The sequence below is a fragment of the Ideonella azotifigens genome (genome assembly GCF_006519715.1).
Lineage (GTDB): Bacteria > Pseudomonadota > Gammaproteobacteria > Burkholderiales > Burkholderiaceae_C > Ideonella > Ideonella azotifigens.
Genome location: NZ_VIDT01000015.1, coordinates 1 through 24,791, shown reverse-complemented (window position 1 = coordinate 24,791; position 24,791 = coordinate 1). Strand labels below are relative to the sequence as shown.

The 24,791-nt window shown below is 65.8% G+C and carries 22 protein-coding genes and 1 pseudogene; 20 read left to right on the top strand and 3 right to left on the bottom strand.

The window, feature by feature from the left end:
* Both FKP22_RS02420 and rlmD read left to right on the top strand, forming a co-directional pair.
* A partial coding sequence (locus tag FKP22_RS02420) for a peptidoglycan DD-metalloendopeptidase family protein (protein WP_141284834.1) occupies positions 1-345 on the top strand: 345 nt, incomplete at its 5' end.
* A 93-nt stretch (positions 346-438) separates the two neighbouring features.
* Positions 439-1,851, top strand: a complete 1,413-nt coding sequence (gene rlmD, locus FKP22_RS02415) for a 23S rRNA (uracil(1939)-C(5))-methyltransferase RlmD (protein ID WP_141284832.1) — start codon at positions 439-441, stop codon at positions 1,849-1,851.
* A 42-nt stretch (positions 1,852-1,893) separates the two neighbouring features.
* Here rlmD and FKP22_RS02410 read toward each other — a convergent pair whose 3' ends face one another.
* A complete protein-coding gene (locus FKP22_RS02410) occupies positions 1,894-2,592 on the bottom strand; it encodes a Bax inhibitor-1/YccA family protein (RefSeq protein ID WP_141284830.1) in 699 nt (232 codons plus the stop codon).
* 249 nt (positions 2,593-2,841) lie between these two features.
* Between FKP22_RS02410 and FKP22_RS02405 the strand changes: the two genes are divergently transcribed.
* The 7 genes from FKP22_RS02405 (at position 2,842) to FKP22_RS02375 (ending at position 11,349) form a co-directional block, all read left to right on the top strand.
* Entirely contained in the window at positions 2,842-3,267 is a 426-nt protein-coding gene (locus tag FKP22_RS02405) for a post-PEP-CTERM-1 domain-containing protein (protein WP_141284828.1), read from the top strand.
* Complete coding sequence (locus FKP22_RS02400) at positions 3,260-4,705, top strand: PA domain-containing protein (protein WP_231011354.1); 1,446 nt, start codon at positions 3,260-3,262, stop codon at positions 4,703-4,705. Before FKP22_RS02405 ends, FKP22_RS02400 begins: the two co-directional genes overlap by 8 nt.
* Positions 4,706-5,092: 387 nt before the next feature.
* Positions 5,093-6,280, top strand: a complete 1,188-nt coding sequence (carA, locus tag FKP22_RS02395) for a glutamine-hydrolyzing carbamoyl-phosphate synthase small subunit (RefSeq protein WP_141284825.1) — start codon at positions 5,093-5,095, stop codon at positions 6,278-6,280.
* A 36-nt stretch (positions 6,281-6,316) separates the two neighbouring features.
* Positions 6,317-6,961, top strand: a complete 645-nt coding sequence (gene leuE, locus FKP22_RS02390; protein WP_141284823.1) for a leucine efflux protein LeuE — start codon at positions 6,317-6,319, stop codon at positions 6,959-6,961.
* 36 nt (positions 6,962-6,997) lie between these two features.
* A complete protein-coding gene (gene carB, locus FKP22_RS02385) occupies positions 6,998-10,255 on the top strand; it encodes a carbamoyl-phosphate synthase large subunit (RefSeq protein ID WP_141284821.1) in 3,258 nt (1,085 codons plus the stop codon).
* 156 nt (positions 10,256-10,411) lie between these two features.
* On the top strand, positions 10,412-10,888 hold the full coding sequence (gene greA / locus FKP22_RS02380; RefSeq protein ID WP_141284819.1) for a transcription elongation factor GreA: 477 nt from the start codon (positions 10,412-10,414) through the stop codon (positions 10,886-10,888).
* Between the two features lie 29 nt (positions 10,889-10,917).
* Positions 10,918-11,349, top strand: a complete 432-nt coding sequence (locus tag FKP22_RS02375; protein WP_141284836.1) for a DUF4149 domain-containing protein — start codon at positions 10,918-10,920, stop codon at positions 11,347-11,349.
* A gap of 19 nt (positions 11,350-11,368) precedes the next feature.
* Here FKP22_RS02375 and FKP22_RS02370 read toward each other — a convergent pair whose 3' ends face one another.
* A complete protein-coding gene (locus FKP22_RS02370; protein ID WP_141284817.1) occupies positions 11,369-11,848 on the bottom strand; it encodes a YhbY family RNA-binding protein in 480 nt (159 codons plus the stop codon).
* Between the two features lie 20 nt (positions 11,849-11,868).
* Here FKP22_RS02370 and FKP22_RS02365 point away from each other — a divergent pair, with 20 nt between their 5' ends.
* The 11 genes from FKP22_RS02365 (at position 11,869) to phoR (ending at position 23,839) form a co-directional block, all read left to right on the top strand.
* Positions 11,869-12,543 (top strand): RlmE family RNA methyltransferase, encoded by a 675-nt coding sequence (locus FKP22_RS02365; protein WP_141284815.1) that lies wholly within the window; start codon positions 11,869-11,871, stop codon positions 12,541-12,543.
* 189 nt (positions 12,544-12,732) lie between these two features.
* The gene (gene ftsH, locus FKP22_RS02360) at positions 12,733-14,637 is read left to right on the top strand and encodes an ATP-dependent zinc metalloprotease FtsH (protein ID WP_141284813.1); all 1,905 of its coding nucleotides are present in this window, start codon (positions 12,733-12,735) and stop codon (positions 14,635-14,637) included.
* Positions 14,638-14,726: 89 nt separating this feature from the next.
* Entirely contained in the window at positions 14,727-15,557 is an 831-nt protein-coding gene (gene folP / locus FKP22_RS02355) for a dihydropteroate synthase (protein ID WP_141284811.1), read from the top strand.
* Positions 15,558-15,623: 66 nt separating this feature from the next.
* Positions 15,624-16,967 (top strand): phosphoglucosamine mutase, encoded by a 1,344-nt coding sequence (glmM, locus tag FKP22_RS02350; protein WP_141284809.1) that lies wholly within the window; start codon positions 15,624-15,626, stop codon positions 16,965-16,967.
* Between the two features lie 189 nt (positions 16,968-17,156).
* Positions 17,157-18,191, top strand: a complete 1,035-nt coding sequence (pstS, locus tag FKP22_RS02345; RefSeq protein WP_141284807.1) for a phosphate ABC transporter substrate-binding protein PstS — start codon at positions 17,157-17,159, stop codon at positions 18,189-18,191.
* A gap of 128 nt (positions 18,192-18,319) precedes the next feature.
* Positions 18,320-19,297 carry a phosphate ABC transporter permease PstC gene (pstC, locus tag FKP22_RS02340; protein ID WP_211361280.1) on the top strand — a complete coding sequence of 326 codons (978 nt, stop codon included), beginning with the start codon at positions 18,320-18,322 and terminating at the stop codon, positions 19,295-19,297.
* Positions 19,294-20,160, top strand: a complete 867-nt coding sequence (pstA, locus tag FKP22_RS02335) for a phosphate ABC transporter permease PstA (protein WP_141284803.1) — start codon at positions 19,294-19,296, stop codon at positions 20,158-20,160. The genes pstC and pstA overlap by 4 nt, the downstream gene beginning before the upstream one ends.
* 18 nt (positions 20,161-20,178) lie before the next feature.
* A complete protein-coding gene (gene pstB / locus FKP22_RS02330; RefSeq protein WP_141284801.1) occupies positions 20,179-20,964 on the top strand; it encodes a phosphate ABC transporter ATP-binding protein PstB in 786 nt (261 codons plus the stop codon).
* 38 nt (positions 20,965-21,002) lie between these two features.
* Positions 21,003-21,719: a phosphate signaling complex protein PhoU gene (gene phoU, locus FKP22_RS02325; RefSeq protein ID WP_141284799.1), complete on the top strand. Its 717-nt coding sequence runs from the start codon at positions 21,003-21,005 to the stop codon at positions 21,717-21,719.
* A gap of 16 nt (positions 21,720-21,735) precedes the next feature.
* Positions 21,736-22,443 (top strand): phosphate regulon transcriptional regulator PhoB, encoded by a 708-nt coding sequence (gene phoB / locus FKP22_RS02320; protein WP_141284797.1) that lies wholly within the window; start codon positions 21,736-21,738, stop codon positions 22,441-22,443.
* Between the two features lie 22 nt (positions 22,444-22,465).
* Positions 22,466-23,839 (top strand): phosphate regulon sensor histidine kinase PhoR, encoded by a 1,374-nt coding sequence (phoR, locus tag FKP22_RS02315; protein WP_141284795.1) that lies wholly within the window; start codon positions 22,466-22,468, stop codon positions 23,837-23,839.
* Between the two features lie 7 nt (positions 23,840-23,846).
* On the opposite strand, the pseudogene FKP22_RS31795 reads toward phoR, so the two are convergent.
* Positions 23,847-24,791: pseudogene (locus FKP22_RS31795) on the bottom strand (hypothetical protein); the annotation flags it as partial.

The window sequence follows — 24,791 nt, the reverse complement described above, 5'->3', positions numbered from 1 at the left end:
GCAGCCGGCAGTGTGATCACCGGTTTTGACGACACCAAGAGCAAGGGCCTGGCGATTGGCGGCAAGGCGGGCGACCCGGTGCTGGCCGCGGCCGATGGCCGCGTGGTCTACGCCGGCTCCGGCCTGCGCGGCTATGGCAACCTGATCATCGTCAAGCACAACGCGACCTACCTGACCGCCTACGCGCACAACCAGACGCTGCTGGTCAAGGAAGACCAGGCGGTGCGCAAGGGCCAGAAGATTGCCGAGATGGGCAACTCTGATGCGGACCGGGTGCAACTGCACTTCGAGATCCGCCGCCAGGGCAAACCGATCGATCCTGCCAAATTATTGCCTCCAAGATGAGTTGAGCCTGGCGGCGACAAAGTGCCGCCTCGTCATGACCCACAGCCGCCTCAGGGCGGCTGTCCTCTTTCTCCGCCCGGATAATGCCGCCCCATGACACAGAAGGATGAATGGCTGAAGGTCGAGTCGCTCGACATGGAAGCCCAGGGCGTGGCCCGCAACAGCGAAGGCAAGGTGGTGTTCATCGACGGCGCCTTGCCGGGTGAGGAAGTGCTGGTCGAGGTGGGCCGGCGCAAGAACCAGTGGGAGCAGGCGACCATGGTTGCGATGCGCCGCGAGAGCGCGCAGCGCGTGCGCCCGGGCTGCCCGCACTTCGGCCTGCATGCGGGCGCCTGCGGCGGCTGCAAGATGCAGCACCTTCATGCTTCGAGCCAGGTCGCGATCAAGCAGCGTGTGCTGGAAGACAACCTCGCGCACCTCGGCAAGGTCAAGGCCGAGCGCCTGCTGCGGCCGATCGAAGGCCCTGCCTGGGGTTACCGCTTCCGGGCTCGGCTGTCGGTGCGCTACGTGGCAAAGAAAGGCACCGTGCTGGTCGGCTTCCATGAGCGCAAGTCCCGCTACGTGGCCGACATGAAGCAGTGCGAGGTGCTGCCGCGCCATGTCAGCAACATGCTGATGCCCCTGCGCGAGCTGATTGCCAGCATGCAGCAGCGCGACAGGCTGCCGCAGATCGAGCTGGCGATTGGCGACGGCATTACCGCGCTGGTGCTGCGCCACCTGGAGCCGCTTTCTACTGGCGACGCGCAAAAGCTGCGCGACTTCGCGACCGTGCACCAGGTGCAATGGTGGCTGCAGCCCAAGGGGCCCGACACGGTGCACCTGCTGGACGATGGCGGGCCGGTACTGGGCTACCGGTTGCCGGAATTCGGCGTGCACATGCCGTTCAAGCCGACCGATTTCACCCAGGTCAACCACGAGATCAACACCGTGCTGGTCGGCCGCGCGCTGCGGCTGCTGCAAGCCGGCAAAGGCGAACGCGTGATCGACTGGTTCTGCGGCCTGGGCAACTTCACGCTGCCCATTGCGACGATGGCGCGCGAGGTGCTGGGCGTGGAGGGCAGCGAGACGCTGGTGGAGCGCTCACGCCAGAACGCCAAGCACAACGGCTTGAGCGAGCGCACAAGCTTCGAAGCGCGCAACCTGTTCGAGATCACGCCCGATGACCTGGTCGCCTTCGGCTCGGCCGACAAGTGGCTGGTGGACCCGCCGCGCGAAGGTGCGTTTGCGCTGATCAAGGCGCTGGCCGACCTGCGCCAGAACCCGCGCGACGGCTGGACCGGGCCCGAGCGCATCGTCTATGTCAGTTGCAACCCGGCGACGCTGGCGCGCGACGCCGGCCTGCTGGTGCATGTGGCGGGCTACCGCTGCGTGTCGGCCGGCGCGGTGAACATGTTCCCGCATACGGCGCACGTGGAAAGCATGGCGGTGTTCGAGCGAGGCGAGGTACCGCCGCCCAGGGAGCTGCCCCAGGTTGAGGTATCTGAATCGCTTTCAGAAATGGAATGAAAAAGGGCGCCGAAGCGCCCTTTTTTCAGGCAGCAGCCCGTCTCAATCGCGGTCGCCGCCAAAGATGCCAAGAATCGCCAGCAGGCTCTGGAACACGTTGTAGATGTCCAGATAGAGCTCCAGCGTGGCGCTGATGTAGTTGGTCTGGCCGCCGTCGATCACGCGCTTGATGTCGTAGACCATGAAGGCCGAGAACAGGCCGATGCACAGCACCGACATCGTCAGCATCGCGGCGCTGGACTGCACGAAGAAGTTGATCAGGCCGGCGACCAGGATCACCAGCGCGCCGATGTACAGGAACTTGCCCATGCCCGACAGGTCGCGCTTGATCACCGTGGCAAGCGAGGCCATGCCGAAGAACACCAGTGCGGTGCCGCCGAAGGCGGTCATGATCAGCGAAGTGCCGTTCGAGAAGCCGAGGATCACAGACAGCAGGCGCGACAGCATCAGGCCCATGAAGAAGGTGAAGGCCAGCAGCACGGCCACGCCGACGCCCGATTCCTTGGTCTTCTCGATTGCGAACATGAAGCCGAAGGCGCCAACCATGAAGACAATCAGGCTCACCCCGGGCGTCATCATCGAGGCGATGCCGGTGGCCACGCCGATCCACGCACCCAGCACCGTCGGCAGCATAGAGAGCGCCAGCAGCCAGTAGGTGTTGCGTAGCACGCGCTGGCGCTGGGTGGCCAGCCCGTCGGCGCCGATGCTCGCGCCGTTGTAGGTTTGCAGGCTTTCGTTCATGAGGACCCTCCAAGGGGAAACAGAAAACAGCGGGCTGCAGCTTCTTGCCGCATGCCCCAGGCTAGGACGTTTTGCGACCCATTCTAGTTCCGTGGCCCAGGCCGCGGGCCGAAACGGGGCATGCGCCAGGCTGGCCTGCGAATCCCCCTAGATTGAACGGCGTAAAGGCAAACGTTACCAATTGATGAAGACAAATCGGCCACCTAGACTGGTCTTTCACTACTTCCTTCCCTATTCGGAGTTGTTTGAATGTCAGCTAGTTTTACCCTGTCGATCAGGGCGCTCATCGGCGCTTCCCTGATGGCGGTCGCGGTGGGCGCATCGGCCCAAGGCGACCTCGACACCTCGGCTTCTCAAGCCCCGATGGACGGCATGCGCGTCAGCATCGATCCGGTGACCAAGCAGCTGCGGCCGGTCACGGCCGCTGAAAGCAAGGCCCTGGACCAAGCCTCCGTGAGCGTGCAGCGCTCGGTGGCCAAGCCGCAGGCGATTGCCTCGCGCACCGTGGGCGCCAAGGGCCTGCGCCTGGGCGAAGAGCACCTGTCGTACTCGCGTGCCGCTGTCGGCGCCGATGGCAAGCTGGTGATGGACTGCGTGGAAGGCGATGAGGCTGCCTCGCTGCAAGCTCGCCCGGTTGCACAGAGCCTGAAGTCGTCGGAGGCGGAAAGTGAATAAGTTGTTCAAGCAAACCCTGCTGGCCCTGGCCGCGACCGTTGCCACGGTCGGCGCATCTGCCGCCACCATCAAGATCATCAACGCTGACCCGGCCGGTGTCGGCTTCAACGACACCACGCCGGCAACGCCGGTGGGTGGCAACGAAGGCACGACGATCGGCGAGCAGCGCATGAACGTCTACAAGAAGGTGGCCAAGACCTGGGGCAAGGTTCTGCCCGAGGGCCCGGCGATCAAGATCCAGGCGACCTGGGAAGCGCTGAGTTGCACCTCGACCTCGGCCGTGCTGGGTTCGGCTGGTGCTGTCAGCGTCTGGCGTGATTTCCCGAATGCGCCGGCGGCGGGCACCTGGTATTCCGCCGCGCTGGCCAACACCCTGGCGGGCAGCGACCTGGACGAAGGCACCGAGCCGGAAATCATCTCGCGCTTCAACGTCAACCTGGGCGCGGCCAACTGCCTGGCTGGCCAGAGTTTCTACCTGGGGCTGGACGGCAACGCGCCAACCGGCCAGATCGACTTCGCCGTCGTGCTGACCCACGAAGTGGGCCACGGCCTGGGCTTCCAGGCGCTGACCAGCGGTTCCACCGGTGCCCGCATTGCGGACGAGACCGGCGTCGCCTTCCCCTCGCAGTGGGAACGGATGATGTTCGACAACACCGCCGGCAAGACCTGGTTCGACATGACGGACGCCGAGCGCGCAAAGTCCGCCATCAACCCGCGTGGCCTGGTGTGGACCGGTGCCAACGTCACGACCGACATGCCCTCCGTCCTGAGCAAGGGCACGCCCATCCTGACCGTCAAGTCGGACAAGTTCCCTGCCATCGCGGGCGCCTACCAGGTCGGCCCGGCTTCGTTCGGCCCAGCCCTGAGCTCGTCGGCCATCAAGGGCACTATTGCCCGCGTGATCGACCAGGCCGACGGCGTGACGGGCCTGGCCTGCAATCCGCTGAGCGCCGAGAACGCCGCGCTGGTCGCCGGCAACGTGGCCCTGGTGGACCGCGGAACCTGCTCGTTCACCATCAAGGTGAAGAATGCGCAGGACGCTGGCGCGTTGGCCGTGATCGTGGCCGACAACACGGCAGGCGGCCCGCCGGCTGGCCTGGGCGGTGCAGATGCCACGGTGACCATTCCGTCGGTGCGCATCACGCTGGACGACGGCATCAAGCTGAAGACCGTGCTGACGCCCACCGACCCGGCCAAGCACGCCGTGCGCGCCGTGCTGGGCGTGGACAAGGCCTTCTACGCGGGTGCTGACGCCGCTGGCCGGGTGATGCTTTACACGCCGAACCCGTACCAGTCGGGCTCGTCGGTCTCGCACTGGGACACGCTGGCCACGCGCAACCTGCTGATGGAACCGGCCATCAACGCCGACCTGCCGACCTTCAAGGTCTCGGCACCGAAGGACCTGACGCTGGAACTGCTGAAGGACATCGGCTGGTAAGCCATGGCGCCGAGGTTGGGCCGTCAACCGGCTGAACCTCGGGCCACCTCGAACTGGTGGTTTCGGCCGCCGCTCCCAACAGCCCGCCAGGCTTGCCTGGCGGGCTGTTTCCATTGCTGTGGCGGCGTGGGCGCAGAAGGCGCCGGAAGGTCCGCCAAGCGCGGCACATGACGCACGAACACTTGGGTTGGCGCCAGGGTCGGGATCGCCTGATCGCGGACGATGGGTTATGATCGACGGGTTTACCCCAAAACAAAGCCGCCCAGCGAAACCTCGTTTCCCTTTTCCTTGCCGAGCCCTTCCAAACCGTTTTCGCTGCGCTGCTTGCGCCGGCCTGAACCTTGGCCAGGGCCCACGGGCTGGGCGCGCGAACACCGGAGTTCCCCCTTGCTGCCCGTCCTGCCCCCCGCAATCCTTGCACTCGCAGACGGCACGGTCTTTTCCGGCACCTCGATCGGCGCGCCCGGTCACACGGTTGGCGAAGTGGTGTTCAACACCGCGCTGACCGGCTACCAGGAAATCCTCACTGACCCGAGCTACTGCCGGCAGATCGTCACGCTGACGTATCCGCACATCGGCAACTACGGTGTCAACGTCGAGGACGTCGAGGCGTCTCAAGTCCATGCCGCTGGCCTGATCATCAAGGACCTGCCAGTCCGAGTCTCCAACTTCCGCCAGTCGCAGTCGCTGGACGCGTACCTGAAAGACCAGGGCACGGTGGCGATTGCCGACCTGGACACGCGCCGGCTGACCCGGGTGCTGCGCACCACCGGTGCCCAGAACGGCTGCATCAGCACCTTCCCGGCGGGCCATCAGGTGACCGAAGCCGACAAGGCCGATGCTGTGGCCCGTGCGCAGGCGGCGCCCAGCATGGCTGGCCTGGACCTGGCGCAAGTCGTCAGCAAGACCGAGCCCTACGAGTGGACCCAGACCGAGTGGCGCCTGGCACGCCCCGAAGGCGGCGACGGTGCCGGCACGCCGGGTTACGGTACCTTGGGCGACGCGAAGTTCCATGTCGTGGCCTATGACTTCGGCGTCAAGTTCAACATCCTGCGCATGCTGGCCGAACGCGGCTGCCGCGTCACCGTGGTGCCGGCGAAGACGACCGCGGCCGAGGTGCTGAAGCACCAGCCCGACGGCATCTTCCTGTCCAACGGCCCGGGCGACCCGCAGCCCTGCGACTACGCGATTGCTGCCGCCAAGGACCTGATCGCCAGCGGCATCCCGACCTTCGGCATCTGCCTGGGCCACCAGATCATGGCGCTTGCCGCAGGTGCTGGCACCTACAAGATGAAGTTCGGCCACCACGGCGCGAACCATCCGGTCAAGGACCTGGACACTGGCCGGGTGTCCATCACCAGCCAGAACCACGGCTTCGCGGTCGACGAGAAGACGCTGCCGGCCAACCTGCGCCCCACGCACATCAGCCTGTTCGACGGCACGCTGCAAGGCCTGGCCTGGACCGACCAGCCGGCTTTCTGCTTCCAGGGCCACCCGGAAGCCTCGCCAGGCCCGCACGACATTGCGTACCTGTTCGATCGCTTCACCGGCCTGATGGCCGAGCGCAAGCGTTGAAGATGGGCTGAAGGCGCGACAAGGGAAGAACAGACCATGCTGCTGGGCGTCACCGACATCTGGACCTATGTGCTGGGCACGATGGCCATCGTGCTGCTGCCGGGGCCGAACTCCATCTTCGTGCTCTCGGTGGCCGCGCGGCGCGGCGTGCGCCACGGCTATGCCGCGGCCTGCGGTGTGTTCGTGGGTGACGCCGTGCTGATGACCCTGGCGGCCCTTGGCGCTGCCTCGCTGCTGCGCACCGTGCCGGCGCTGTTCTTCGCCGTGAAGATGGTCGGCGCGGTCTACCTGGGCTGGGTCGGCATCCAGCTGCTGCGTGGCGCCGTGCGGCGCTGGCGTGGCGAGCTTGCCGCGGCGCAAGCGTCTGACGCCGAGCTGAGCCAGCCGTTTCGCAAGGCGCTGTTCATCAGCCTGCTGAACCCCAAGGCCATCCTGTTCTTCGTGTCCTTCTTCATCCAGTTTGTCGACCCGACCTACCCCTGGCCCGCGCTGAGCTTCCTGGTGCTGGGCAGCATCGCCCAGGCCTTCAGCGCGCTGTATCTGACCGTGCTGATCTTCTCCGGCGCACGCCTGGCTGCAGCCTTTGCGAAGCGGCGCCGTGCCGCCAGCCTGGCTTCGTCGGGCGTTGGTGCCCTGTTCCTCGGCTTTGGCGCCAAGCTCGCCACCGCCAGCCTGGGCTGACCCACAGCCAGTCCAGCCAGATCTCAAGAAAAGACCATGCCCAAGCGTTCCGACCTCAAAAGCATCCTCATCATCGGCGCCGGCCCGATCATCATCGGCCAGGCCTGCGAGTTCGACTATTCCGGCGCCCAGGCCTGCAAGGCGCTGCGCGAGGAAGGCTACAAGGTCATCCTGGTCAACAGCAATCCGGCGACCATCATGACCGACCCGGCCACGGCCGATGTCACCTACATCGAGCCCATCACCTGGCAGGTGGTCGAGAAGATCATCGCCAAGGAGCGGCCGGATGCGGTGCTGCCGACCATGGGCGGCCAGACGGCGCTGAACTGCGCGCTGGACCTGCACAAGCATGGCGTGCTGGCCAAGTACAAGGTGGAGATGATCGGTGCCAATGAGCAAGCGATCGAGAAGGCCGAGGACCGCCTGAAGTTCAAGGACGCGATGACCAAGATCGGGCTGGGCTCTGCCAAGTCCGGCATCGCGCACACGCTGGAAGAAGCTTGGGGCGTGCAGAAGAGCATCCAGGCCGACATTGGCGGCTCGGGTTTCCCGATGGTCATCCGCCCCAGTTTCACGCTGGGCGGCACCGGCGGCGGCATCGCCTACAACCCGGAAGAGTTCGAAGAAATCTGCAAGCGCGGCCTGGACCTGTCGCCGACCAACGAGTTGCTGATCGAGGAATCGCTGATCGGCTGGAAAGAGTACGAGATGGAAGTGGTCCGCGACAAGGCGGACAACTGCATCATCGTCTGCTCGATCGAGAACCTGGACCCGATGGGCGTGCACACCGGCGACTCCATCACCGTGGCTCCGTCGCAGACGCTGACAGACAAGGAATACCAGCTGCTGCGCAACGCCTCGATCGCGATCCTGCGCGAGATCGGCGTGGACACCGGCGGCTCCAACGTGCAGTTCTCGATCAACCCGAAGGACGGCCGCATGGTCGTCATCGAGATGAACCCGCGCGTGTCGCGTTCGTCGGCGCTGGCCTCCAAGGCCACCGGCTTCCCGATCGCCAAGGTCGCCGCCAAGCTGGCCGTGGGCTACACGCTGGACGAGCTGAAGAACGACATCACCGGCGGCGCCACGCCGGCCTCGTTCGAGCCGTCCATCGACTACGTCGTCACCAAGATCCCGCGCTTCGCGTTCGAGAAGTTCCCGGCTGCCGATTCGCGCCTGACCACGCAGATGAAGTCGGTCGGCGAGGTGATGGCCATGGGCCGCACCTTCCAGGAGAGCTTCCAGAAGGCGCTGCGCGGCCTGGAAACCGGCATTGACGGCCTGACCGAGCGTTCGACCGACCGCGAGGAAATCATCCAGGAAATCGGCGAGCCCGGCCCGGAGCGCATCCTGTTCGTCGGTGACGCTTTCCGCATCGGCATGTCGCTGGACGAAGTCTTCGCCGAGACGGCCATCGACCCGTGGTTCCTGGCCCAGATCGAGCAGTTGGTGACGACCGAAGGCCAGCTGGCCGGCCGCACGCTGGACGGCCTGTCGCGCGACGAATTGGTGTACCTCAAGCGCAAGGGCTTCTCGGACAAGCGCCTGGCCAAGCTGCTGGGCACCAACCAGCACCTGGTGCGCGCTGCGCGCTGGAAAGCCAATGTGCGCCCGGTGTTCAAGCGCGTGGACACCTGCGCCGCCGAGTTCGCCACGCAGACCGCCTACCTTTACTCGACCTACGACGAGGAGTGCGAGGCTGAGCCGACGAACAACAAGAAGATCATGGTGCTGGGCGGCGGCCCGAACCGGATCGGCCAGGGCATCGAGTTCGACTACTGCTGCGTGCATGCGGCACTGGCGATGCGCGAAGACGGCTACGAGACCATCATGGTCAACTGCAACCCCGAGACCGTGTCGACCGACTACGACACCTCGGACCGCCTGTACTTCGAGCCGGTGACGCTGGAAGACGTGCTGGAGATCGTGGCCAAGGAGAAGCCGGTTGGCGTGATCGTGCAATACGGTGGCCAGACCCCGCTGAAGCTGGCGCTGGACCTGGAGCGCGCTGGTGTGCCCATCATCGGCACCAGCCCGGATTCCATCGACGTGGCCGAGGACCGCGAGCGCTTCCAGCAACTGCTGCACGCGCTGGGCCTGAAGCAGCCGCCGAACCGCACCGCGCGCACCGAAGAGGCGGCGCTGCGCCTGGCGCAGGAAATCGGCTACCCGCTGGTGGTGCGCCCGAGCTATGTGCTGGGCGGCCGGGCGATGGAAATCGTGCACGGCGACAAGGACCTGGAGCGCTACATGCGCGAAGCGGTGCGGGTCTCGGAAAAGTCGCCGGTGCTGCTGGACCGTTTCCTGGACGACGCGATCGAGGTCGATGTCGACTGCATCAGCGACGGCGTCGACGTGATGATCGGCGGCATCATGGAGCACATCGAGCAGGCAGGCGTGCACTCCGGTGACTCGGCCTGTTCGCTGCCGCCGTACTCGCTGAGCCCCAAGCTGCAGGACGAGCTGCGCCGCCAGACGGCCGAGATGGCCAAGGCGTTGAAGGTCATCGGTCTGATGAACGTGCAGTTCGCCATCCAGGGCGAGGGCGATGAAGCCGTGATCTACGTGCTGGAAGTCAACCCGCGGGCTTCGCGCACCGTGCCGTTTGTCTCCAAGGCCACCGGCCAGCAACTGGCCAAGATTGCCGCGCGCTGCATGGCCGGCCAGAAGCTGGTGGATCAGAAGGGCATGGGCGGCAAGCCGCCGCACGAAGTGATTCCGCCGTACTTCAGCGTCAAGGAGGCCGTCTTCCCGTTCAACAAGTTCCCCGGCGTGGACCCGATCCTCGGCCCGGAAATGCGTTCGACCGGCGAGGTGATGGGCGTGGCCTACAGCTTCGGCGAAGCGATGCTGAAGAGCCAGCTGGGCGCAGGCTCGCGCCTGCCCTCGCAGGGCACGGTGGTCATCACGGTCAAGAACAACGACAAGGACCGCGCCGTGAAGATTGCCGGCGACCTGGTCGACCTGGGCTACAAGGTCGTGGCGACCAAGGGCACGGCAGCTGCGATTGCCGCCGCCGGCGTGCCGGTCACCGTGGTCAACAAGGTCAAGGACGGCCGGCCGCACATTGCCGACATGATCAAGGGCGGCGAGATCCAGCTGGTGTTCACCACCGTGGACGAAACCCGTACCGCGATTGCCGACAGCCGCTACATCCGCACCGCAGCCCTGGCCAACCGGGTGACGTACTACACCACCATGGCCGGCTGCGAAGCCGCTGTCGAGGCGCTCAAGCACCAGGACGACCTGCAGGTGCTGTCGCTGCAGGAATTGCATCTGGCGCTGAACAGCTGAGCGGCCGGCGGCCCGAGCCTTGTCGAAGGCTCGGGTGTTTCACTGGCCTGATCGGCCGCGGGTTGTGCTCTAAAATCCCGTTATCCGCATCCGCCGCCCTCGCGCCGTCCTGGCGTCTTGGCGGCGGATTCGTTTTGTCTGCCAAGGAGGGCCGCGATGGCCACGATTCCCCTCACCAAGCGCGGTGCAGAAAAACTCAAAGAAGAGCTGCACCAACTCAAGACCGTGGAACGCCATGCGGTGATCCAGGCGATTGCCGAGGCACGTGCCCAGGGTGACCTGTCGGAAAACGCCGAGTACGACGCGGCCAAGGACAAGCAAGGCTTCATCGAAGGCCGCATCCTGGAACTGGAGAGCAAGCTGGCCGCAGCACAGGTCATCGACCCGAGTTCTCTGGACGCAGGCGGCCGCATCGTCTTTGGCACCACCGTGGACCTGGAAGACGAAGATTCCGGCGCCAAGGTCACCTACCAGATCGTCGGAGACGACGAGGCGGACCTGAAGCTGGGCCTGATCTCGATCAGCTCGCCGATCGCGCGGGCCTTGATCGGCAAGGAATCCGGCGACGTGGCCGAAGTGGTTGCGCCCGGTGGCCTGCGCCACTACGAAATCGTCGGGGTGCGTTACCGGTGAATGGCTGGCGTGAGCGCCTGCGCTGCGCCTTGCCCGGTGTTTGGCTGGGCGGGTTGGCCTGCCTGGCGTTCGTGGCCACGCCGGCACCGTTTGCCACACTGCCCACGCCCGCCGAAGCCGGCAAGGTAGTGGGTTTCATGTTCGCGCGCGAAGCGCCCACCAGCCTGGTGCTGGCGGTGTTGTTGCTGTTGCTGGAGCGGGCCGCCGCGGCCGAACGGGCCGAGCGAGGCACAGGCTCGGGTTTCAGCGTCAACATGGGTTTGGTGCTGGGCGCCGTGGCCTGCACGGTGATTGGCTACTACGTGCTGCAGCCGATGATGGCGCCCGCCCGCTCAGGGCTGGGGCCGCTCAGTTTTGGCCAGCTGCATGGCCTCAGCTTTGGGCTCTTCGGGGTGAAGATGCTGCTGGTGCTGGCCCTGGCCTGGCGTGCAGGCGGCAGCAGGCTGGCCAAGGCGGGCTGATGACCGCCTGCCGCCAGGTTCAGTCCTGGCTTTGTGCGCGCTTCTTGACGCTGGTGACGCGGTTCTTCTGGCGCTTGACCATGCCGCCCGCCGTCACCCGTTCATTGCCGTGCACCTGCACCTTCTTCACCGTCGGCCGGCCGCTGCCGTTCTTGGAGAAGGTGACCAGCTTGACCACGCGTGAGCCCGGCTTGCGGTCTTCCACGACGGGCGCGGTTTTTTCGGGCATTGGGCGCCACAGCACCAGCAGCTTGCCGATGTGCTGAATCGGCGCGGCCGAGAGTTCGTCGGCCAGCTGGGCCAGCATGGCTTCGCGGGCTACGCGGTCGTCCGAGAAAACGCGGACCTTGATCAGGCCGTGGGCCTTCAAGGCCACATCGGCTTCCTTCACGATGGCAGGGGTCAAACCCTCGCCGCCGATCATCACGACCGGGTCGAGGTGGTGGGCTTCGCCCCGCTTTTCCTTTCGGGCAGCGGGTGTCAATTGAATCGCAGGCATCGCCGTATTATCCCCTCAACATGAAAACCCAGACCAAAAGCAAAAAGGTCAACAAGGCGTGGCTGCATGACCATGTCAACGACACCTATGTGCGCCTGGCCAAAAAAGACGGCTACCGGGCGCGCGCAGCCTACAAACTGAAGGAAATCGACGAGACTTTCCAGCTGATCCGCCCCGGCCAGGTGGTGGTTGACCTGGGTGCCTGCCCCGGCGCCTGGAGCCAGTACCTGCGGCGGCGCTTTGCCCCCAAGGTGGCTGGCGTGGGGGGCGCTGCCAGCGGTGAGCTCGACGGCACCATCATCGCGCTGGACATGCTGGATTTCGAGCCGATCGACGGCGTGACCTTCATCCAGGGCGATTTCGGCGACGACGCCGTGTTGCAGCAACTGGAAGCGGCGCTGGCCGGCCGGCCGGTGGACCTGGTGGTCTCGGACATGGCGCCCAACCTGTCGGGCATTGCCAGCACGGACGCGGCGCGGATCGAAAACCTGGTCGAGCTGGCAGTGGATTTCGCCGCCAGGCACCTCAAGCGCGACGGCGCGCTGGTCGCCAAGGTCTTCCACGGCGCGGCGCACGACCCGCTGGTCCAGCTCTTTCGTGACACCTTCCGGGTCGTGAAACCCGTCAAACCCAAGGCTTCGCGCGACAAGTCGTCGGAAACCTTTCTGGTCGGCATGGGTCTGAAAACCCGATGAGCCGCATGGCGCAAGGCCATTGGGCAAGCGACAGGCCGGCTGGTGGCCGGATTAAGCCGGTTTTCCTCCCGCAGACACGCGGCCAAAGTGGCCTATTGACTGCCTTAGAATCGACCCTATATGCGGTTAAGCAGCCGTGCCGGCATTTTCCGGCCGGTAGCGAGCGATGGATCATATGAAGGAGCCGCGGTGAACAATCAGTGGATTTCGAAGATCGCCGTTTGGCTGGTGATCGCCTTGGTGCTTTTCACCGTGTTCAAGCAATTCGACCGTGCGTCGGTGCAGGGCAGTCAGGTGGGCTACTCCGAGTTCCTGGAGCAGGTGCGCAACAAGCACGTCACGAACGTGAAGATCCAGGAAGGCCCGGGCAGCGTCGAGATCGAGGCTGTCACGACCGATGGGACGAAGATCCGCACCACCGGCACGCTGCTGGATCGGGGCCTGACCGGCGACCTGATCAACAACGGCGTGAAGTTTGAAGTGCGCCCACGTGAGGAGCCGTCGCTGTTGACCAGCCTGCTGCTCTCCTGGGGCCCGATGCTGCTGTTGATCGGCGTCTGGGTGTATTTCATGCGGCAGATGCAAGGCGGTGGCAAGGGCGGAGCATTCAGCTTCGGCAAGTCCAAGGCCCGCATGCTGGATGAAGCCAACAACTCGACCACCTTTGCCGATGTCGCAGGCTGCGATGAAGCCAAGGAAGAGGTCAAGGAACTGGTCGACTTCCTGAAGGATCCGCAGAAGTTCCAGAAGCTGGGCGGTCGCATTCCGCGTGGCGTGTTGCTGGTCGGCCCTCCGGGCACCGGCAAGACCTTGCTGGCCAAGGCGATTGCCGGTGAAGCCAAGGTGCCGTTCTTCTCGATCTCGGGTTCCGACTTCGTTGAAATGTTCGTCGGTGTCGGTGCCGCCCGCGTGCGCGACATGTTCGAGCAGGCCAAGAAGAGCGCGCCCTGCATCATCTTCGTCGACGAAATCGACGCCGTTGGCCGCCACCGTGGTGCCGGCCTGGGCGGCGGCAACGACGAACGCGAGCAGACGCTGAACCAGATGCTGGTCGAGATGGACGGCTTCGAGACCAACCTGGGCGTGATCGTGATGGCCGCCACCAACCGGCCGGACATCCTGGACCCCGCGCTGCTGCGTCCGGGCCGTTTCGACCGCCAGGTCTACGTGACCCTGCCGGACGTGCGTGGCCGCGAACAGATCCTGAACGTGCACATGCGCAAGGTGCCGGTCGGACAAGACATCCGCGCCGACATCCTGGCCCGTGGCACGCCTGGCTTCTCGGGTGCCGACCTGGCCAACCTGGTCAACGAAGCCGCCTTGTTCGCCGCGCGCCGCAATGGTCGCGTGGTCGAGATGGTCGACTTCGAGAAGGCCAAGGACAAGATCATGATGGGCCCGGAGCGCAAGTCCATGGTCATGGACGAGGAAGAGCGCAGGAACACCGCCTACCACGAGGCCGGTCACGCCATCATTGCGCAGTTGCTGCCGAAGCTGGACCCGGTCCACAAGGTCACCATCATTCCGCGTGGGGGTGCCCTGGGCGTGACGATTTCGCTGCCCGAGAAGGACCGCTACAGCGTCGACAAGGTCCGCATGCTGAGCCGCATCTCGATGCTGTTTGGTGGCCGCATTGCTGAAGAAGTCTTCATGGACCAGATGACGACCGGTGCCAGCAGCGACTTCGAACGCGCCACGCAAACGGCCAAGGACATGGTGATGCGCTACGGCATGACCGACGCGCTGGGCCCCATCGTGTACTCGGAAAACGAAGGCGAGGTGTTCCTCGGTCGTTCGGTCACGAAGACGACCAACATGTCCGAGGAAACCATGCGCAAGGTGGATGCCGAAGTTCGCCGCATCATCGATGAGCAATACAACATTGCGCGCAGGCTGATCGAGGACAACGCCGACAAGATGCATGCGATGGCCAAGGCGCTGCTCGAATGGGAGACCATCGACGGTGATCAGATTGCCGACATCATGGGTGGCAAGCCGCCGCGTCCGCCCAAGGACTGGACGCCTTCGGCCAGCAAGACCGGCACCGGCCCGACGCCGCCAGTCAATCCTGACAGCGCGCCTGCAGCCGCCTGAGCTTCATCGCACGGCGCATGACTTGTGCGCCAGACCTTCAACGGGGCTTCATGCCCCGTTGTGCGTTTCCGGACCGGAGTTCATCGCCCATGCCCTGGCAAACCACCCGCTTCCTGATCGACCTGCAGCGTCCGCAGGTGATGGGCATCGTCAACGTCACCCCGGACTCGTTTTCCGACGGCGGCCACCATGCTGCGCCCGAGCAGGCGATGGCCCACTGCGAGTTGCTGCTGGCCGAGGGGGCGGACATTCTGGACATTGGCGGAGAGTCGACCCGACCCGGTTCCGTCATGCCGAGTTGGCAGGATGAGCTGGCTCGGGTGCTGCCGGTGGTGCGCCATGCGGTGACGCTGGGCGTGCCGGTGTCGGTCGACACCAGCCGGCCCGAGGTCATCGCCGAGGTGCTGGCCGCGGGGGCCGACATCATCAACGATATCCGCTCGCTGACCTGGCCAGGCGCGCTGGCCTGCGTGGCCCAGGCGCCGCAGGCCGGCATCTGCGTGATGCACATGCAGGGCCAGCCCGGCACCATGCAGTTGCAGCCGCACTACGACGATGTGCTGGCCGACGTGCGGGCGTTTCTCGCTGAGCGCGTGCAGGTGCTGCGCGAGGTGGGTGTGGCCGACGCGCGCATCGTGCTCGACCCGGGTTACGGCTTCGGCAAGACGGCCGAGCACAACTGGGCCTTGCTGCGCGGCCAGGCCCAGCTCCTGGACCTGGGCTTTCCCCTGCTGGCCGGCTGGTCACGCAAAGGCACACTCGGCCAGCTGACCGGCCGGCCGGTTGGCGAGCGCATGGTCGCCAGCGTGGCCGCGGCGCTCGCTGCCGCAGCACACGGTGCACGTGTGCTGCGGGTGCACGACGTGGCAGCCACGGTCGATGCAGTGAAGGTCTGGCAGGCTGCCGGTCTGGTTGCGTGAAGCGGCGCTAATTTTTTTCTTCTCATCTCCATCAAGACGCTGCTTTCACGGCGCGGGAACACCTCCATGGCACGACAGTTTTTTGGCACCGACGGCATTCGCGGTACCGTGGGCACCTATCCGATCACCGCGGACTTTTCGCTGCGCCTGGGCCATGCCGTTGGGCAGGTGCTGGCCGCCGCCAGCCCGGGCCGCCAGCCGACGGTGTTGATCGGCAAGGACACGCGCATTTCCGGCTACATGATGGAGTCTGCGCTGGAGGCGGGTTTTGTCTCGGCCGGCGTCAACGTGCTGCTCACCGGGCCGTTGCCGACCCCCGGTGTCGCTTACCTGACGCGGGCGCTGCGCCTGGACCTCGGGGTGGTCATCAGCGCTTCGCACAACGCCTTTCCCGACAACGGCATCAAGTTCTTCTCGGCCCGCGGCGAGAAGCTGCCCGATGCGTGGGAAGAGGCGGTTGAACAGGCACTGGCGCAGCCGCCGGCCTGGGCCGACTCGGCGCACCTGGGGCGCGCCCGCCGGTTGAGCGACGCGCAAGGCCGTTACGTCGAGTTCTGCAAGAGCACGGTCAGCGGCGAGCTGACGCTCAAGGGCCTGAAGATCGTCGTTGACGCAGCGCACGGTGCCGCGTACCAGGTCGCGCCAGCCGTGTTTCACGAACTTGGCGCCGAGGTGATCAGCATCGGCGTGTCGCCCAACGGCATCAACATCAACGCCAACGTTGGCGCTACCGCGCCGGCAGCGCTGGTCGCCGCGGTGCAGCAACATGGCGCCGACTATGGCGTGGCGCTGGACGGTGACGCCGACCGGCTGCAACTGGTGGATGGGGCAGGGCGGCTGTTCAACGGCGACGAACTGCTGTTCCTGCTTGCCCAGGACCGGCAGGCGCTGGGCGAAGCGGTGCCGGGGGTGGTTGGTACGCTGATGACCAACATGGCGGTCGAGCTGGCGCTGGCCGAAAGCGGCATCGAGCTGGTGCGCGCCAAGGTGGGTGACCGTTACGTGCTGGAAGAACTGGGCCGGCGCGGCTGGCTGCTGGGTGGTGAAAGCTCGGGCCACCTGCTGGTGCTGGACTGCCACAGCACCGGTGACGGCATCGTCAGTGCGCTGCAAGTGCTGCAGGCGGTGCAGCGCAGTGGACGCAGCCTGGCCGAATTGGTTGCCCCGGTTCAGCTGTTCCCGCAGACCATGATCAATGTGCGGCTGGCCGACGGCAGCGACTGGCGCGCCAACCGCGTGCTGGCAGACGCAACCGAAGCCGCTGAAAAGGCGCTGGGTCGCAGCGGGCGGGTGCTGATCCGTGCTTCCGGCACCGAGCCGGTGCTGCGCGTGATGGTGGAGGCACGCGACCCGCACCAGGCTCGCCAGACCGCAGAGCAACTCGCCGCAGCGGCGGTTCAAGCCGCCTGAGACGCTGGCAAGCCGTTGTTTTGTCGAGGTTTTCTCCAGGAAGTAGGCGTTTCATGACGGTCTGGTGACGGCTTCGTGGCGTCGCCGGATCATTGTCATGAATGTCACAGCGGTGTCACAGACCGTTTCTACAGTGCAGGCATCGCGGGGCATTGCGCCCCGATTCCCCACTGACGAAGGGTCTGTTCCATGGTTTCCACTTTCGTTCGTTTCTCGCTGGCCAGCGCTGCGCTGGCATTTGCCTCCACCGCCTTTGCGCAAGACGTGACCGGCGCAGGCGCCTCGTTCCCCGCTCCGGTGTACGCCAAGTGGGCGGACCTCTACAGCAAGGCCAGCGGCGCGCACATCAACTACCAATCGGTGGGTTCGGGTGCCGGCATCAAGCAGATCAAGGCCAAGACGGTGGACTTCGGTGCCTCCGACGCGCCGCTGAAGGACGAAGAACTCTCCGCTGACGGCATGGTCCAGTTCCCCACCGTGATCGGCGGCGTCGTGCCGGTGGTCAACATCAAGGGCATCGCCCCGGGCCAACTGAAGCTGACGGGCCAGGTGCTGGGCGACATCTACCTGGGCAAGGTCACCAAGTGGAACGACGCTGCCATCGCCGCGCTGAACGCCGGTGTGGCGCTGCCGGACGCCGAGATCGCCGTGGTCCGCCGCGCTGACGGCTCGGGCACCAGCTTCATCTTCACGAACTACCTGTCCAAGGTGAATGCCGATTGGAAGGCCAAGGTTGGCGAAGGCACTGCCGTCAACTGGCCGACCGGCGCCGGCGGCAAGGGCAACGAGGGCGTGTCGTCCTACGTGCAGCGCCTGCCGAACTCCATCGGCTACGTCGAATACGCCTATGCCAAGCAGAACAAGATGGCGTTCGTGATGCTGAAGAACAAGGACGGCCAGTTCGTCGGCCCGGATGACCTGAACTTCAAGGCCGCCGCCGCGGGTGCCGACTGGTCCAAGAGCTTCTACCAAGTGCTGACCGAGCAGGCCGGCAAGGACAGCTGGCCCATCACTGGCGCCACCTTCATCCTGATGCACAAGGTGCAGGACAAGCCGGCCCAGGCTGCTGCCGCGCTGAAGTTCTTCGACTGGGCCTACAGCAATGGCGACAAGCCGGCGATGGAGCTGGAATACGTTGCGCTGCCCGACTCGCTCAAGGCCTTGATCCACAAGCAGTGGGCCGAGATCAAGGACGGTTCCGGCAAGGCCATCGCCTACAAGTGATCCTGCACTGAGCGCACAGCAGGGCGCGGCGGCCGGTGGCCGCCTCCGCCCCGCCTGTGCGCCGTGCCACTGGAGCCTCCAAAGTGACTGCTACGATGCCTGCACACTCACTGCCTTCCGACATCGAGATGGTCCGAACCTCTCCTGCGGGCCGTCCCGGTTCGCGGCGCATGCGCGCGCCCTGGGCCGATCGGCTGTTTTCACTGGCCGCCCATTCGGCTGCCTGGCTGACGCTGGCCCTGCTGCTGGGCATCCTGATTTCTCTTGTGGTGGGCGCGATGCCTGCCATCCGTGAATACGGGTTCTCGTTCCTCTGGCGCACCGAATGGGACCCCGTTGGGGACCACTACGGCGGCCTGGTGATGATTTACGGCACGCTGATGACCTCGGTCATCGCGCTGCTGATCGCCGTGCCGGTGAGCTTCGGCATCGCGCTGTTCCTGACAGAACTCTCGCCGAACTGGTTGAAGCGGCCGCTGGGCATCGCGGTCGAGTTGCTGGCGGCTGTGCCGTCCATCGTCTACGGCATGTGGGGCCTGCTGGTCTTCAGCCCGCTGCTGGCCACTTATGTGCAGCAACCGCTGCAGCACCTGTTCAAGGGTGTGCCCGTGCTGGGTGCGTTTTTCTCCGGCCCGCCGGTGGGCATCGGCCTGCTGTCGGCCGGCATCATCCTGGCGATCATGATCATCCCGTTCATTGCCTCGGTGATGCGCGACGTGTTCGAGGTGACGCCGCCGATGCTCAAAGAATCGGCCTACGGACTGGGCTCGACGACCTGGGAAGTGATGTTCAAGGTCGTGCTGCCGTTCACCAAGACCGGGGTGGTCGGCGGCATCATGCTGGGCCTGGGCCGTGCGCTGGGCGAGACCATGGCGGTCACCTTCCTGATCGGCAATGCGAACCAGCTGAACTCGCTGTCGCTGTTCGAGCCGGCCAACAGCATCACCTCTGCGCTGGCCAATGAGTTCGCCGAAGCCGGCGAGGGCCTGCACCAGGCCTCGCTGATCTACCTTGGCCTGGTGCTGTTTTTCATCACGTTCGTGGTGCTGGCCTGCTCCAAGCTGCTGCTGGCCCGCCTCAAGAAGAATGAAGGGAGCCGCACATGAGCTTGGCGACTCTGGACGCTGGCCGCCTGGCCATGCACAAGCGGCGCCAGCGCGTCAACACGGTGGCGCTGACGCTGTCGCTGGCGGCCATGGCCTTCGGCGTGTTCTGGCTACTGTGGATCCTGTTCGAGACCTTCCGGCTGGGCATTGGTGGTCTGAATCTGGCCGTGTTCACCGAAATGACACCGCCGCCGCAGGACGAGGGCGGGGGGCTGGCCAATGCCATCTATGGTTCCCTGATGATGGTGACCTTGGCCACCTGCGTCGGCACGCCGATCGGCATCCTTGCTGGTATCTACCTGGCCGAGTACGGCCAGAAGGCCTGGCTGGGCCGCATCACCCAGTTCATCAACGACATCCTGCTGTCGGCACCGTCCATCGTGATCGGGCTGTTTGTCGGCTGGGTCGTGGTGGTGCAGTTCAAGAGCTATTCGGGCTGGGCAGGCGTTGCCGCGCTGTCGCTCATCGTGATCCCGGTGGTCATCCGCACCACCGAGAACATGCTGACGCTGGTGCCGCATGCGCTGCGTGAAGCGGCCTACGCGCTGGGCACACCGAAGTGGAAGGTGATCTTCTCGATCACGCTGAAGTCGGCCCGTGCCGGCGTCGTCACCGGTGTGCTGCTGGCCGTGGCCCGCATTGCAGGGGAAACCGCGCCGCTGCTGTTCACCGCGCTGTCCAACCAGTTCTGGTCGTCCGACCTGAGCAAGCCCATGGCCAGCCTGCCGGTGACGATCTTCAAGTTCGCGATGAGCCCTTACGAGAACTGGCAGAAGCTGGCCTGGGCCGGCGTGTTCCTGATCACGATGGGCGTGCTGGCACTGAACATCCTCGCGCGGGTCTTCTTCCGCAAACAACACTGATTTCTGGCGAACACCATCATGGATGCAAAAGTCGAACTTCCCGTGACCGAGAAAGCCAAGATCACGGTGCGGGACCTGAACTTCTACTACGGCAGCTTCCACGCGCTCAAGCGCATCAACCTGGACATTCCCGAGAAGAAGGCCACGGCATTCATCGGTCCGTCGGGTTGCGGCAAGTCCACGCTGCTGCGCACCTTCAACCGCATGTTCGAGCTCTACCCCGAGCAGCGCGCCGAAGGCCAGATCCTGGTCGACGGCGAGAACGTGCTGGACAGCAAGCTGGATGTGTCGCTGATCCGTGCCAAGGTTGGCATGGTCTTCCAGAAACCCACGCCCTTCCCGATGTCGATCTACGACAACATCGCGTTTGGCGTGCGGCTGTTCGAGAACCTGTCGCGCGTCGAGATGGACGAGCGGGTGGAATGGGCGCTGAAGAAGTCCGCGCTGTGGACCGAGGTCAAGGACAAGCTGGGCCAGAGCGGCTCGGGCCTGTCGGGCGGCCAGCAGCAGCGGCTGTGCATTGCGCGCGGCATCGCGATCAAGCCGGAAGTGCTGCTGCTGGACGAACCCTGCTCCGCACTGGACCCGATCTCTACCGGCAAGGTCGAGGAACTGATCACCGAGCTGAAGAGCGACTACACCGTGGTCATCGTCACGCACAACATGCAGCAGGCTGCCCGTGTTTCGGACTACACCGCCTACATGTACCTGGGCGACCTGATCGAATTCGGCCCGACACGTGACCTCTTCATGAAGCCGAAGAAGAAGGACACCGAGGACTACATCACCGGTCGCTTCGGCTGACCGCCCCCGCGTCGCGGTGCCATCCAAGGGAACAGAACATGAGTGACAAACACCTCTCCACCCAGTTCGACGCTGAGCTCAGCGCCGTCTCCACCCGCGTGCTGGAAATGGGCGGGCTGGTCGAGGCGCAGGTGGCGCAAGCCATCTACGCGCTGACCAACTACAGCGCCGAAACCGCCACCCAGGTGCTGGCGCTGGAAGAGCGCGTGAACCGGCTGGAAGTCGAGATCGATGCCGACCTGTCGGCCATCATTGCCCGCCGCCAGCCGACCGCACGCGACCTGCGCCTGCTGATCGCCATCTCCAAGACCATCGGCAACCTGGAGCGCGTGGGTGACGAAGCCGCCCGCATCGCCCGCACGGTGCAGCGCCTGATCAACACGGGGGTGTTCAGCCGTCTGCGCCTGCCGGTGCAGGACGTGTCCTTCGAAGCCAGCCTGGCCACTGCCTCGCTGCGCAAGGCGCTGGACGCGTTTGCCCGCCTGGACACGGTGCAGGCGCTGGACGTGATCAAGCAGGACGGCCAGATCGACCAGGAGTTCGACGGCCTGATGCGCAAGCTGATCACCTACATGATGGAAGACCCGCGCACCATCTCGGCCAGCATCGACCTGGTGTTCGTGGCCAAGGCCATCGAGCGCGTGGGCGACCATGCCAAGAACCTGGCCGAGCAGATCATCTACATCGTCAAGGGCACCGACGTGCGCCACAACACGGTTGAAGCGGTGGAAACCATCGCGTTGACCCGCAACTGACCCACGGGACACCCACATGCCCTCCATTCTGGTGGTTGAAGACGAATCGGCGATTGCCGAGCTGATTGCCATCAACCTGCGCCATGCGGGTTTTGAGATCACGCTGGCTGAAAACGCCGACCAGGCGCTGGTTGCGGTGGACGCCGTGCTGCCGGACCTGGTGCTGCTGGACTGGATGCTGCCGGGACAGTCCGGCGTGGCCCTGGCCCGCCGCTGGCGTGCCGACGCGCGCACCAAGGAACTGCCCATCATCATGCTGACGGCGCGGGCAGACGAATCCGACAAGGTTTCGGGCCTGGACGCTGGGGCGGATGACTACCTGACCAAGCCGTTCTCGACCCAGGAACTGCTGGCCCGCATCCGCGCCGTGCTGCGTCGCCGCGTGCCAGAGGCGCTGGACGCTGCGGTCGAAGTCGGCGGCCTGCGGCTGGACCCGTCTACCCGCCGCGTTGCCCGCCTGGGCGTGGAGCTGAAGCTGGGGCCCACCGAGTTCCGCCTGCTGCATTTCTTCCTCACCCATCCGGAGCGGGTGCACAGCCGGGCCCAACTGCTGGACCGGGTCTGGGGCGATCATGTGTTCATCGAGGAACGCACGGTGGACGTGCACGTCAAGCGCCTGCGCGAGGCGCTGCAACCGGCGCAGTGCGCCCAGATGATCGAGACTGTGCGCGGCGCCGGCTACCGGTTGACGCAACAGGTCATGGCCTCCGCGCCTTCGGCCTGACCCCGCCTTTCGGGAAATCCGCATGTTCTGGTTGGGGCCGCGGGTCCTCTTCGCGGTGATGGCTGCGGTTGTCGGTGGCGCCTTGGGTCACCTGTGTGGCGAACGCCTTGGCATGCCGCAACTGGGCAGCCTGCTGGGCTCGGGCGTGCTGGTCGCGTTGGCTGCAGTGGTCGACAGCCTGCGTGGCGCCCAGCTGCTGGGCTGGCTGACCGGTGAGCTTGACGATGGCTGCCCGCGCCAGAACGGTTTCTGGGGCGAGGCCGGTGCGCGCATCGAGCGCGCGCTGCGGCAGCGCGAGAAGGCCACCGCGCGTGAGCGCGAGCGGCTGAGCCAGTTCCTGTCTGGCATCGAGGCTTCACCGAACGGCGTGCTGCTGCTGGATGCCCGGGAGCAGATCGAATGGTGCAACCAGGTCGCGGCCGAGCACCTGGGGCTGGACGCGCAGCGCGACCTGCAGCAGCGCATCACCAACCTGGTCCGCGCGCCGGCTTTCGTGGCCCACCTGCACGGCGGCCCCAGCGACCAGCCGGTGCAGATCCCCAGCCTGCATGGCCGCGGCCAACTCTCCATCCTCGTGCGGCCCTATGGCGACGGCCAACACCTGCTGATCACCCAGGACGTGACCGCGCGTGAGCGGGCCGATGCCACCCGGCGGGATTTCGTCGCCAACGTCTCGCACGAGATCCGCACGCCACTGACGGTGCTCGCCGGCTTTGTCGAAACCATGGCCACCTTGCCGCTCAGCGAGGTCGAGCGCCAGCGCGTCCTGTCGCTGATGGGCCAGCAGACCCGCCGCATGCAGGCCCTTGTGGGCGACCTGCTGACGCTGACCCGCCTGGAGGGCAGCCCGCGCCCGCCGTCGGATGCCTGGCTGCCGCTGCAGCGCCTGGGCGATGCAGTCGACACCGATGCCCGCAGCCTGTCCAACGGCAGGCACCAGCTCAGCTTCCATTGGGAAGACGAGGCCAACGGCGAAGCGGATGGCGCCAAAGGCCTGCAACTGGCCGGCAACGAGGTGGAACTGCAAAGCGGCGTGGGCAACCTGGTCAACAATGCGGTGCGCTACACGCCGGACGGTGGCACGGTCAGCGTGCGTTGCTGCCGCCGGCCGGATGGTGCGCTAGAGATCCGCGTCAGCGACACCGGGCCCGGCATTGCGCCCGAACACCTGCCCCGCCTCACTGAACGCTTCTATCGCGTCGACGGCAGCCGCTCGCGCGACACCGGCGGCACCGGCCTGGGCCTGTCCATCGTCAAGCACGTGGCGCAGCGCCATGGCGGCGAGCTGCGCATTGCCAGCGAGCTCGGCCGCGGCTCGACCTTCACGCTGTTGCTGCCTGCCTCGCGGGTCCGCCCGCTGGTCTCGCAGCCGCAAGCGGCCACCGCGTCCAGCTGAAATCCGGTCAGGAGCCGCGCCGGTACAACGCGAAGTATTCGCCGCGGTCCACCGGCCGGTGGAACTTGGCGAGCAGTTGCCATCCGGCCGGCGCTTCGGCCTGGGCGGTGCGCGTCAACAGCAGCTGGTAGTCGCAGGTCGCAGGCATCGGGATGTCCGCGGGTGGGGTAGTCGGGAGCAAGGCCTTGGCAGCGGCCACCTTGTCCTCTTCGCTGCGCGCGTCCACCTGGTAGTTGCCGAACACCTCCAGCCCGGCCACGTGCGTGCGGCTCAGGCCCGGCGCCAGCAGGCAGGCATGGGCCGGCACCAGGCGGGCAATCTGCTGCACCAGCGGGCGCGTGCTGCGGCCGTAGTCCAGCACCGGCAGCAGCAGCGTCATCAGCAGCAGCCAGGCCAGCGCCACGCCGCTGGCCGGCAGCACCAGGCTCTTCCACAGCGGGTGGCGATGCCGCGAGGTGCGCCAGCGCACCAGCCACAGCCAAGCCAGCGTGCCAGCCACGGCAAAGGCCAGCGCCAGCAGGGAGAACTCCGATTCGTAACCCGGCACCAAGCGCAGGATGTTGCGCAGCGGCTGCGGCGGCGTGCCGGTTTGCGTCGAGAAGTAGATCACCCAGATGGCGAGGCCGGCCACGCTGAAGAAGAACACCGAGAACCAGTCGATGGCCGCGCCGGTGCTGCGTTGCAGCGTGGGCAGCGCAAATGCCGCCAGGATGGCCAGCCCGGGCAGCGCCAGCATCAGCGCCCGGTCCGAGCCGCCCATCAGCACCGAGCTGAGCAGTGCAATCAGCACCGTGCTGGCCGGAATGGCAATGTGCCGGTACGGCCAATGGCTGCGCCAGCGCCACAGCGTCCACACGGCCATGGGCCAGGCCGGCCAGGTGAACCACAGCAGCAGGCGCAGCAGCCCCAGCCACTCGGCCGGCTGCTCGCGCAAGGCCACGCGCCATTGCCA